At 66.4% G+C, this 12,138-nt stretch carries 9 protein-coding genes; 3 read left to right on the top strand and 6 right to left on the bottom strand.

Features of this window, described 5'->3' with window-relative positions; all coding sequences use genetic code 11:
* The first annotated feature begins 1 nt into the window (after nucleotide 1).
* From pyk to AC5Y30_RS24160, 3 genes are all read left to right on the top strand, one after another.
* A complete protein-coding gene (pyk, locus tag AC5Y30_RS24170) occupies nucleotides 2-1,420 on the top strand; it encodes a pyruvate kinase (protein WP_499921618.1) in 1,419 nt (472 codons plus the stop codon).
* 14 nt (nucleotides 1,421-1,434) lie between these two features.
* Nucleotides 1,435-2,352, top strand: coding sequence for an acyl-CoA thioesterase II (locus AC5Y30_RS24165; RefSeq protein WP_499921617.1), 918 nt, complete (start codon nucleotides 1,435-1,437; stop codon nucleotides 2,350-2,352).
* Between the two features lie 139 nt (nucleotides 2,353-2,491).
* Nucleotides 2,492-3,892 (top strand): bifunctional lysylphosphatidylglycerol flippase/synthetase MprF, encoded by a 1,401-nt coding sequence (locus AC5Y30_RS24160; RefSeq protein WP_499921616.1) that lies wholly within the window; start codon nucleotides 2,492-2,494, stop codon nucleotides 3,890-3,892.
* Here AC5Y30_RS24160 and cydC read toward each other — a convergent pair.
* From cydC to AC5Y30_RS24130, 6 genes are all read right to left on the bottom strand, one after another.
* A complete protein-coding gene (gene cydC / locus AC5Y30_RS24155) occupies nucleotides 3,839-5,542 on the bottom strand; it encodes a thiol reductant ABC exporter subunit CydC (protein WP_499921615.1) in 1,704 nt (567 codons plus the stop codon). The two genes, AC5Y30_RS24160 and cydC, sit on opposite strands and share 54 nt — an antisense overlap.
* Nucleotides 5,529-7,142, bottom strand: a complete 1,614-nt coding sequence (gene cydD, locus AC5Y30_RS24150; RefSeq protein WP_499921738.1) for a thiol reductant ABC exporter subunit CydD — start codon at nucleotides 7,140-7,142, stop codon at nucleotides 5,529-5,531. Before cydD ends, cydC begins: the two co-directional genes overlap by 14 nt.
* Nucleotides 7,143-7,204: 62 nt before the next feature.
* Nucleotides 7,205-8,245, bottom strand: a complete 1,041-nt coding sequence (gene cydB / locus AC5Y30_RS24145) for a cytochrome d ubiquinol oxidase subunit II (protein ID WP_499921614.1) — start codon at nucleotides 8,243-8,245, stop codon at nucleotides 7,205-7,207.
* 36 nt (nucleotides 8,246-8,281) lie between these two features.
* Nucleotides 8,282-9,754, bottom strand: a complete 1,473-nt coding sequence (locus AC5Y30_RS24140) for a cytochrome ubiquinol oxidase subunit I (protein ID WP_499921613.1) — start codon at nucleotides 9,752-9,754, stop codon at nucleotides 8,282-8,284.
* An 87-nt stretch (nucleotides 9,755-9,841) separates the two neighbouring features.
* Entirely contained in the window at nucleotides 9,842-10,447 is a 606-nt protein-coding gene (locus AC5Y30_RS24135) for an HdeD family acid-resistance protein (RefSeq protein ID WP_499921612.1), read from the bottom strand.
* A 27-nt stretch (nucleotides 10,448-10,474) separates the two neighbouring features.
* The gene (locus tag AC5Y30_RS24130; RefSeq protein ID WP_499921611.1) at nucleotides 10,475-11,806 is read right to left on the bottom strand and encodes an adenylate/guanylate cyclase domain-containing protein; all 1,332 of its coding nucleotides are present in this window, start codon (nucleotides 11,804-11,806) and stop codon (nucleotides 10,475-10,477) included.
* Nucleotides 11,807-12,138 lie beyond the last annotated feature (332 nt).

The raw sequence follows: 12,138 nt of genomic DNA, 5'->3' as shown, positions 1-12,138 counted from the left end.
CGTGAGTAGACGCGGAAAGATCGTCTGCACCCTTGGCCCCGCGACCAGTTCGGATGAGTCGATCCTGGCCCTGGTTGGGGCCGGCATGGATGTCGCTCGGTTGAACTTCAGCCACGGCGACTACTCCGACCACAAAGCCGCCTACGAGCGCGTCCGGTCCGCTTCCGACGCCACGGGCCGAGCCGTCGGCGTGCTCGCCGACCTGCAGGGCCCCAAGATCAGGCTGGGACGTTTCGCCACCGGACCCACGTACTGGGCCGACGGCGAAACGGTGCGCATCACCGTCGCGGACTGCGCAGGCGACCACGACCGGGTGTCGACCACCTACAAGAAGCTGGCCGAGGACGCCGCCGTCGGTGATCGGATTCTGGTCGACGACGGCAAGGTCGGCCTTGTCATCGATGGCATCGAGGGCGACGACGTGGTCTGCACGGTCGTGGAGGGCGGCCCGGTCAGCAACAACAAGGGCATCTCGCTGCCCGGCATGAACGTGTCGGCACCGGCCTTGTCGGAGAAGGACGTCGACGACCTCACCTTCGCCCTGGAACTCGGCGTCGACCTGGTCGCGCTCTCCTTCGTCCGTTCGCCGTCCGACGTCGAGTTGGTGCACGAGGTGATGGACCGTGTCGGCCGTCGGGTGCCGGTGATCGCCAAACTGGAGAAACCGGAGGCCGTCGACAATCTGGAAGCCATCGTGCTGGCCTTCGACGCGATCATGGTGGCCCGCGGCGACCTTGGCGTCGAGCTGCCCCTGGAAGAGGTTCCGCTGGTGCAGAAGCGGGCCATCCAGATGGCCCGGGAGAACGCCAAACCGGTGATCGTGGCGACCCAGATGCTCGATTCGATGATCGAGAGTTCTCGGCCGACCCGGGCCGAGGCCTCGGACGTCGCCAACGCCGTCCTCGACGGCGCCGACGCGGTGATGCTGTCCGGGGAAACCTCGGTGGGAAAGTACCCGCTGGCGGCCGTTCGGACGATGGCACGCATCATCTGCGCGGTCGAGGACAACTCCACGGCCGCGCCACCGCTGACACACGTGCCGCGTACCAAACGCGGGGTGATCTCGTATGCGGCCCGCGACATCGGCGAGCGGCTCGACGCCAAGGCGCTGGTCGCGTTCACCCAGTCCGGCGACACGGTCAAGCGCCTCGCGCGCCTGCACACCCCCCTGCCGCTGCTCGCCTTCACCGCGTGGCCCGAGGTGCGCAGCCAGCTCGCCATGACGTGGGGAACCGAAACGTTCATCGTCCCGATGATGACTTCCACCGACGGCATGATCCGCCAGGTCGACAAGTCGCTGCTGGAGCTCGGTCGCTACAAGCGCGGCGACCTGGTGGTCATCGTCGCCGGCGCGCCACCTGGCACAGTAGGGTCAACCAACCTCATCCATGTGCACAGGATCGGGGAGGACGACGTCTAGCTAGAGGAGAGCGTGTGGCGGCCGGCTGTGAGTCTGAAAGGCCAGGAGAAGCCGCCACACAGGCCCATTCGGATTTCGCGGAGCTGCTGGCGACTCTCGACCTCCATCGCGTCGACGACAACTTGTTCATCGGCTCGCATCCGAGCAAGAACCCGATGCGGACCTTCGGTGGCCAGCTGATGTCGCAGTCATTCGTCGCGAGCACCCGCAGCCTGCTTCGCGCCGACCTGCCGCCGAGCGCGCTGTCGGTGCACTTCATCAACGGGGGAGACACCGCCAAGGACATCGAATTCCACGTCACCCGCCTGCGCGACGAGCGCCGCTTCGCCAATCGGCGCGTCGATGCGATGCAAGACGGCACGTTGCTGTCGTCGGCGCTGATCTCCTATATGTCAGGCGGCCGCGGCCTGGAGCACGGCATCGAGCCGCCGCAGGTTGCCGAGCCGCACACGCAGCCCACGATCGGCGAACTGCTGCGCGGCTACGAGCAGACGGTTCCGCACTTCGTCAACGCACTGCAGCCGATCGAATGGCGCTACACCAACGACCCGGCATGGGTGATGCGCACCAAGGGCGACCGGCTGCCGCACAATCGGGTCTGGGTCAAGGCCCTGGGCGACCTTCCCGACGACCCCGTATTGCACACGGCAACAATGGTGTATTCGTCGGATACCACCGTGTTGGACTCGGTTATCACCACGCACGGTCTTTCGTGGGGATTCGACCGCATATTCGCCGCGTCGGCCAATCATTCCATTTGGTTTCACCGGCAGGTCAACTTCAACGACTGGGTGCTGTACTCCACATCGTCGCCGGTGGCGGCCGACTCGCGCGGGCTGGGCACCGGGCACTTCTTCGCACGCTCCGGGCAACCGCTGGCCACGGTGATGCAAGAAGGAGTGCTCAAATACTTCCCTCCATCCGGCCGATAAAACGTTATCGAATAGGTGCATAACCTCTCGTTCGAATTCGGCCGCGAAACGGTCGTCGTCGGGCGTAGCGTTGACGTAGTCGGGTATTCGGTGCAAAGGGCGGCCACAAGCCGCCGTGTCATTGCATCGGGAGGTGATGGTGAACGGGCCAGTGGTCGACGTCACGGCGGCGAGAACCCGCGCGCGCGAACGCGTTGTCGTCTCCGTCGATTCACTCGGGGCCCGGCTGATCGGCGCTCTGGCGCTGTTGTGCGCCGCATGCTGGTTCATCGGGATACTCGCCCGGCACCACACCCATCCGAGTTGGGACTACACCGACCGGTTGGCCTGGTCACTGACCGTTCTGGTGGCGGTGGCGTGGATGGCTCGCGGTATCTTCCTGGGCCGGCCAGTGACGACGATGCATGCCGTCGTCGCCGCCTTATTCGTGCTGGCCGGGCTGGGCTTGCATGTGCTGTCCTTCGATCTGTTCGGCGACGTGGTGATCGCCAGCTCCGGTCTGGTGTTGATGTGGCCGACGGCCTCCCACCCACGTCCCGATGATCTGCCCCGGCTGTGGAAGCTGATCAACGCGACCTGCGGCGACGCGCTCGCCCCGTTCACGATGCAGACCGGCAAGAGCTACCACTTCACCGCCGACGGCACCGCGGCGCTCGCGTACCGCACGCGGATGGGGATCGCCGTGGTGGGGGGCGACCCGGTGGGCGACGAGGCGCGCTTTCCGGAACTGGTCGCCGATTTCGCCGCCACCTGCCACGCGCACGGATGGCGCATCGCCGTAGTGGGGTGCAGTGAGCGGCGGCTGAGCCTGTGGACCGATTCGTCAGTGCTAGGACAACCGTTGCGGCCCATACCGATCGGCCGTGATGTAGTCGTTGATGTTACCGGTTTCGACATGGTGGGCCGCAAATTCCGCAACCTGCGTCAAGCGGTGAAGCGGACCCACAACTGCGGTGTGACAACCGAAATCGTGGCGGAGCAGGAGCTCGACGAGAAGTCGCTGGCCGAGCTCACGGAGGTGGTCCGGGAGTCGTCCAAGGGGGCCCACGCCGACCGCGGATTCCACATGAACCTCGACGGCGTACTGGAAGGCCGGTTCCCCGGAATCCAGCTGATCATCGCCAGGGACAAAGCGGGCACCGTGCAGGCGTTTCACCGATACGCCACGGCCGGCGCCGGCAGCGACATCACCCTCGACGTGCCGTGGCGCCGGCGCAGCGCCCCCAACGGGCTTGACGAGCGGCTCAGTGTCGACATGATCATGGCGGGCAAAGAGACTGGGGCACAGCGGGTATCGCTTGCGTTCGCCGCGTTTCCCGAGATCTTCGATGACAAGAACCGCGGCCGGACCCAGCGCGTCTTCTATCGGTTGATCCACGTGCTCGACCCGTTGATCGCCCTCGAGTCGTTGTATCGGTATCTACGCAAGTGGCATGCCCTCGACGCCCGTCGCTACGCGCTGATCTCCATGGCGCAGATCGTCCCGCTACTGTTCGTGCTGTTGTCGCTGGAGTTCATGCCGCGCCGGCGACACCTCTGAGTGTGTCTGCGCCTGTGTCACAGTGAGTTGCTGACAGCCCAGCCCCGTGGGCAGGTGGTGAGTCGCGACCACCACCGTCCGTTGCGGGGAAAACAACCGTGAGTTCGGGGTCAACAGATCTCGCAGAATCCGTTCCGAGTCGGTGACATCGAGATGTTCGGTGGGTTCGTCGAGCAGCACGATCCCCGCGGGAGAGATCACCGCCCGCGCGAGCAACAGCCTCCTGCGCTGGCCGGCCGAAAGAGCCTGCGCCCCAGCGGTGAGCACCGTGGCCAAGCCGTCGGGAAGACCGGCGATCCACGAGTGCAGTCCGACCGCGTCCAGCGCTGCCGTCAATTCTTCGTCGTCGCAGTCTCCGCGCGCGACCAGCAGGTTGTCGCGGATGGTGGTGGCGAAGACATGGGCGTCCTCGGCGAAAAACCCGATCGCGCTGCGTAAGTCGGATTCGTCGAACTCGCTCACGTCGGTGTCGCCCAGCCTCACCCGCCCGCCCAGCGGTGGCAGCAGGCCGGCGAGCGTCATCAGCAGGGTCGTCTTCCCCGAACCGCTGGCGCCGGTGACGGCCAGCCGCGCGCCGGCCGGCAGATCCACCTTGATGCGGGTCGAGCGTGCCGCGCCGTCATGACCGGAACGTACGTCGGCCGACAACCGTCCGGTACCGACCGGTGCGGGTACGCTCGCCGTCGCGATCTCGGACCCGGGCGGTGCCAGTTCGAGCAGGCGGCGCGCGGCGATCCGCGACCGCGTCAATTGCGCCGCGGCGGCCGGTAACGGCGTCATCGCCTCAAAAGCGGACAGCGGCAGCAGCATCAGCACGGCCAGCGTGGTGGGCGCGACCGCGTGCGCCAACCCGATCGCGCACACCACCGCGCCCAGCACGCTCGCCCCGATCGCCGCGGTCGGCATCGCCGCTGCGACAGCCGCCGGTTTCGCGGCGGCGTCCAGCGCATCGCCCCAAGCGCGTTGCCGGCGTTGCGATTCGGCGATGACATCGGGAAGCAGGCCGGCCACCCGGAGCTCGGGCGCGTGCTCAAGGGCGAGCATGGCCGACGTGTCTCGTTCGGAATGATGCTGTCGCGCAACGTCTTCCTGGGCTGCGGCGGCACGGCCGGCGATTCGGGGCGCGACCAAGCCGGCGGTCAGCAGGCAGACGGCCAGCACCACGGCCGCCGCCGGCGAAATGGCCGCGACGACCGCGGTTGCCGCCAGCGCCAGCACGACCGCGACGCCGATCGGCACCACGGCGCGAACCAGGACGTTGGCCAGCTCGTCGACGTCAGCGCCCGCGCGGGCTACCAGTTCACCGCTGTGCAGCCGGACGGAGGCCGCCACCGGTCCGCGCGCCAACCGTTGGTAGATCTGTACGCGTGCGGTGCCGGCCGTCCGCAGGGCCGTGTGATGGGTGGCCAGTCGCTCGCAATAGTGCAGCACGCCCCGCGAGATCGCGAACATGCGAACCGCGACCGCCGCCACCGACAGGTCCAGGACGGGCGGCATCTGCCAGGCGCGCGTGATCAGCCATGCCGAAACGCCGGCCAAGGCCAGTGCGCTGCTTAGCGAGAGCACCCCGAGCGCGATCGCCGCCAGTACGCGGGTTAGCCGCGGGCACAGCAGTGCCAAACCGTCGATCAGCGGATCAGGTTGCGACATAACGCACCCCGCGCTCGGCGACCACCTCGACGACCTGGTCGCCGATGGCCAGGACAGGCGCACGGTGGCCGACGACGATCACGGTCGCACCGGCCCGCGCCCGCTCGACGATGGCCCGCAAGACGCGCTCCTCGGTGGCGGCGTCCAGGTGGGCGGTCGGTTCGTCGAGCAACAGCACGGCGGCCGTCGAGCCGAGAGCCCGGGCCAGACCCAGCCGTTGTCGTTGTCCCAGCGACAAACCGGCACCGCCGCGCCCGAGCGCGGTGCCGCCGGCATCTGGCAGTTCGGCCAGCACCGCGTCGAACCCGGAATCGGCACAAGCCTTTTCGACGTCGTCGAGGTTCCCGAGCAGCATCAGGTTCTCATCGACGGTGCCCGGCACCAGCACCGGACGTTGCGGAAGCCAGGACAGTTGCGGCCACCATCCGGTGGGCTCCAGGTCGGCGACGTCGACGCCGTCCACGCTGACCCGGCCCGACGAGGGCACGCTGATGCCGGCGATCGCCTGCAGGGTGGTGCTCTTGCCGGCGCCGTTGCGCCCGGTCAGCACCGTCACCGAGCCGGGTTCGATGACCGCGTTCAGATCGCGCGGCGCCCGGCCGTCGCGGCCGCCCACGGTCAGATGATCGAGGTGAATCCGCGCGCCGCGCGCGCTGACCGTCAAAGTCCCGGCCTTCGGCGCGGTCGGCTCGCCGATGAGGGCGAACGCCGCAGCGGCCGCGGTCCTGCCGTCCTGCGCGGCGTGGAATTCCACGCCGATGCGGCGCAGCGGCCAGTACACGTCGGGAGCCAGTAGCAGGACCGTCAACCCGGTGGTCAGGGTCATCTCACCGAACACCAGCCGAAGACCTATCCCGACCGCGATCAGCGCCACCCCGAGCGTGGCCAACAGCTCCAGCACCAAAGCCGACAGGAATGCGATCCGCAGCGTCGCCATGGCCGAACGGCGATGTGCCGCAGCCAGTTCGGCGATACGGCGCTCGGGCCCCACGACGCGCCCCAGTGCGCGCAGGGTGGGGATGCCGGCGATCAGGTCCAGCAACCGGGCCTGCAGCGTCGTCATCGCGGCCAGCGCCGCGGCCGACCGGTCAGCGGTGGCGAGTCCGATCAGCACCATGAAGATCGGTATCAGGGGCAGCGTGATCGCCACGACCACCGCCGATTTCAGGTCGTACGCCGCGATCACGGCGACCGTGGCCGGGGTCAGGATCGCGGCGAGCAGCAACGTCGGCAAGTAGCCGGTGAAATAGGGGCGCAAGCCGTCCAGTCCGCGGGTGACCACAACGGCGGCCGAGTCGCGTTGCGTCGCGAGTTCGCTGGGTTGCCTGGCGGTCACCGCGGCAAGCACCTGGCCGGACAGATCGGCGATGACCGCGCTGGCCCCCCGTTGCCCCAGCCGGGCCTGCAGCCAATGCGTCACGGCACGGACTACCCAGAGCGCCAACAGGATTGACAGCGGGACCAGGAAGGCGCGCAAACCGCGGGCGCCGGAATCGCCGACGGCGCGCGCGACGATGCCCGCCAGGACGACCGCCGAGCCGATCGCGCAGCCCGAGATCAGAACGCCGCAGCCCACCACGGCGACCAGGTAGCGGCGCAACGCCGCCGACGCCCGCCACAGTCGCGGGTCCAGGGGCGCCCGGCTGGTACGGTCCGTACCGCTCAGGACGCGCGCCTTGCCAGGCCGATGGGCGCGGGTATCCGGTCGGCCGAGATCCGTTGCCGGAATACCCAATACGTCCATGCCTGGTAGATCACCGTCAGCGGAGCCATGAACGCCGTCACCCACGTCATGACTTTGAGGGTGTAGTGGGTGGAGGAGGCGTTGTAGATGGTCAGGCTCCAGTGCTGGTTCAGCGTCGAGGGCACCAGGTTCGGATACAGCGACGCAAAGAGCAGGATCACGACGGCCGCGACCACCAGTGCGACGCAGGTGAACGCCCACCCGTCGGAGGCGCGCCGCCACACCAGCAGCACCGCCGCCAGCTGCGCCAGCACCGCCGCGGCCAGCACCACCCAGCTCCAGTCCTTGCCATGGGCCAGCTGCGTCCAAAGGCCGAAGGCCGCGACCAATCCGGTGACGGGCAGGGACAACCAGACGCCGAATCGGTACGCGTCGTCGCGGATTGCGCCGGAGGTCTTCAACGCGACGAACGTCGTTCCGTAGAACAAGAACAATCCGGCCGTGGCCAGGCCGCCCAGCACCGTGTAGGCGTTGAGCACATCGGAGATCGAAAGGTGAATGTGGCCATTGGCCTCGACCGGGAGTCCACGCACCAGGACGGCGAAGGCAACGCCCCACAAGAAGGCCGGCAACCAGGACCCGGCCGCGATGCCGGCATCGGCCCAGCCGCGCCATTTGGTGTCATCGATCTTGCCGCGCCACTCGATCGCCACCGCGCGCACGATCATGCCGAACAGGATCGCCAGCAGCGGCAGATACAGCGTGGAGAACACGGTGGCGTACCAGCCGGGAAAGGCGGCGAACATGGCCGCGCCGCCGACGATCAGCCAGACCTCGTTGCCGTCCCACACCGGTCCGATGGTGTTGAGCGCCGTGCGCCGCAGCGGTTCGGGCTCGCCGATGCCGATGCGCGCGAACGGTTCCATCAACATGCCGACGCCGAAGTCAAAGCCCTCGAGGATGAAGAATCCCAGGAACAGCATTGCGATGATGCCGAACCACAACTCCTGCAGTCCCACCGTGTCAACTCCTTTCGGCGTCGGGCTAGGTCGTTGTCAGTACGCGAAGGACAGAGGTGCCACCTCGTCATCGCTGGGGGCCTGCGGGGGAGCGGGTTCCGCATCGTGTTCCAGTGGCCCTTCGACCACGTAACGTTTGAGCAAGAAGAACCACAGGACCGCGAGCACCGCGTAGACGAGGGTGAAAGTCACCAGCGAGGTAATCACCATGCCGGGCACATGATTCGACACTCCTTCGCGGACCGTCATCCGAACCAATTGATCCCCAGTGGGATTGGGCGCCACCACCCATGGCTGACGGCCCATCTCGGTGAATACCCACCCCGAAATGTTGGCCAGGAACGGCGTGGGAATGGTGAGCAGCGCGAACCAGGACATCCAGCGGCTCCTGGGTGTTCGCCCACCGCGGGTAACCCACAACACGGTCAGGGCAAACAACACCGGGATCACCAGGAGCCCGATCATCGCCCGGAACGACCAGTAGGTGACGAACAGGTTCGGCCGATAGTCGTCGGGTCCGAAGCGCTGCTGGTAATCCTGTTGCAAATCGTCGACCCCGCGCAACGTCACGCCGCTGAACTTGCCCTCGGCCAGCAACGGCAGCACATAGTGCACCTTGATGACTTCGGCGACGCTGCCGCAGTTGTTGTGCGTTCCGATCGTCAGCACGGAGAAGTCGGGATCGGTCTGCGTGTGACACAACCCCTCGGCCGACGCCATCTTCATCGGCTGCTGCACGAACATCAGCTTGCCCTGACGGTCACCGGTGAAGAACAAGCCGATCGCGGCGAGCAACACCACCCCGCAGCCGAGGATGGCCGCCGGACGAAACATGGTGCGGGCGTCGGTTTGCGCATCGGGCGCGACCGACCCTGGCTCGCGTGAGCGCACCATCCACCAAGCGCTGACGGCGGCGACGAAGGTGCCGGCAACCAGCAACGCCCCGGTTATGGTGTGCGAAAACGCCGCCTGCGCCGTGTTATTGGACAGCAGGGCGAAGATGTCGTCCAGCTCGGCGCGACGCGTCGCCGGGTTGTAGTGCGCGCCGACCGGATGCTGCATGAACGAGTTCGCCGCGATGATGAAGAAAGCCGACGCGTTGACCCCGAACGCGACAATCCAGATGCAGGCGAGGTGTATCAGTTTCGGCAGTCGGCTCCAGCCGAAGATCCACAACCCGATGAACGTGGACTCGAAGAAGAAAGCGAACAAGCCCTCCATCGCCAGGGGCGCGCCGAAGATGTCGCCGACGAACTTCGAGTACTCAGACCAGTTCATGCCGAACTGAAATTCCTGGACGATCCCCGTTGCCACGCCGATGGCGAAGTTGATCAGGAACAGCTTGCCGAAGAACTTGGTCAGTCGGTACCAGGCGGTGTTACCGGTGGCCACCCACACCGTTTGCATGATGGCGATCAGCGGCGCCAAACCGATGGTGAGCGGCACGAAGATGAAGTGGTAGACGGTAGTGATACCGAACTGCCACCGCGAAATATCGACGACATTCATCTGTCATCTCCCGAGACTGCGGAGGCCCGATCAACGGCTACGACAGAGTGTAGTAGATATGTCGGCGCCAGCGCTACCCGCGCCCCCTCAGCCGGCGAGGGTCTTGGACGCCTTACGGATTCCGAACGACGAGACGATCTCGAACACGCCGATCACCACGAACCACGCGCCGACCACGATGGCCAGGGTGACGATGGAATCGAAAGGTGACGCCAGGACGACGATGCCGGCGATCAGGCTGATCGCGCCGACGAAGATGTTCCAGCCCCGTCCGGGAAGGTGCGGGTCACTGATCGCCGAAATCGTTGTTGCGACACCGCGGAAGATGAATCCGATGCCAATCCAGATGGCCAGCAGCAGGATTGCATATCCCTGGCCGAAATGGCGGAAAGCCAGCAACGCCAGAATCAGCGACGCCGCGCCACTGATGAACAGCAGGATCCGGCTTCCCGCCGAGACGTGAAGTGAGAACGCGAAGACGACCTGCGCGATACCGGTAATCAGTAGATAAACGCCGAAGGCGACGGCGGCGACCAGGATGGAAATTCCCGGCCACGCCAACACCAGGACACCAACGACAAGCGACAGCATTCCCGACAGCAGAGCGGATTTCCACAGATGCGGCAGCAAGCTCGGAACGGGGTGGGTTCCAGGAGTGCCAGGGGAGATAGTCATGGCCGCAGTCTGGCACAAACGTGCGCCGTGGTACAGGGACTTTGGTCAGACGTGGACCGTGCGGGGATCCTCGGCACGCAGGTCGGTGGGCTCTTCGCCTGCCGTGCGGCCGATTAGATACCAGGTGCGCATAACGCCCTTGCCCTTGACTTCGATGCGGCCGCGTTCTTGCAGAACGAAGTCGTTGTTGAGGCGCTCGTACATCGCCTCGGGCACTTGAATCCGGCCCACCGAATCGGTGGACTCCATCCGCGACGCGACGTTGACCGCGTCGCCCCACACGTCGTAGAAGAACCGGCGCGAGCCCACCACACCGGCCACGACGGGCCCGCAGGCCATGCCCACCCGCAATGGGACGGCCCCGCCATACGGATCATGCAGCGTGGCAGCGACATTGGCCATATCGATCGCGAAATCGGCCAGCGCGGAGGCGTGATCCGGCCGCACCCGTGGAACCCCGCTGACCACCATGTAGGAGTCTCCGCTGACCTTGATCTTCTCCAGGCCGTGCTTGTCGACCAACTCGTCGAAGGCGCCGTACAGCCGGTCCAGGAACCGCACCAGGTCGGCCGGGGCTGTGCTGCTGGCGCGTTCGGTGAAGCCGACGATGTCGGCGAACAAAACGGAGGCCTCGTCGTACTTGTCGGCGATGACGTTTCCGTCGGCGCTCTTGAGACGCTCGGCGATGCTGCCCGGGAGCATGTTGGCCAGCAGCGCCTCCGACCGCTGGAACTCGGATTCCATCACCGCCTCGGCGCGCTGCGTGTCGCGCAGCGCGTACCACACCGTGATGAACACCATGACGCAGGCGGAGACGATGGTGACGATGAACATCATGGACTGTGCCCACGCGGGCACCAGACCAGTGTTGCGGGGCACGAGGAACTCCAACCCGATGACGAGGCCCGCGGCGATCGCCGCCAGGCCTGCCGCCAAGACGATGTGTTCGAGGCCCAGCAGCAACACCACCAGGCACGCACCCACCACCAAGAAATATTGCGAGCCCGAGGACGTGCCCGCATCCCAACAGCTGGCGGACACGGTGACGTAGGCCGCGCCGATGAAGGTCAGCGGCGCGACCAGGTCACCGAAGCGGTGCAGCCACGGCACGCTCGCGAAGATCAAGGCCGCGACGACGTTCAGGACAAGCATCTGCCATATCCAGGCACCGGTGACCACCTGCAGCACCACGAAATTGGTGCTGACGATGACCGCCAGCCAGGCAGCGATCGTGAGCACTCGATACTGGCGTGCGGCGCTGTCGGCGTAATGCTGATTGCGGTCGCGTGACTGGGCGCGCGCCACGGCCACGCAGTCCGGGCGCTCCGACGAGCCGTCTGGGCGTGTGGGTGGGGCACCACATTTCTTGGCCGCCACGCAAGTAAGCGTAACCGCTGCGCTGCACGCTTGTCGGCTGTCCTTAGGAAAACTCGCGAATGAGCGGAACGCCCGGCCGGATGATTCCCGCGACTAGCTCGCCATCGGCGGTCGCCATTTCGCGTACCGCACCGACTCGCTAATCGGCCGACTTTCGACCAATTCGGTTTTACGAACCAAGGCTTCGCGGCGATATCCGCGATCGACCGACCGGGCGCCCGACCGGGCAGCTGCGAGTGGCCTGGGGTGCTGTCGGCGCTGGGTCCGTAACCGGCTCTTCTTCATTCCACGGCAGCGAGCAAACCACGCGATCGGCCGCCTCGCCGCGCAGA

It is taken from the genome of Mycobacterium sp. NGS27, assembly GCF_059813005.1.
Note: the sequence above shows the minus strand (reverse complement) of the source record. Positions and strands in the feature narration are given on the sequence as shown.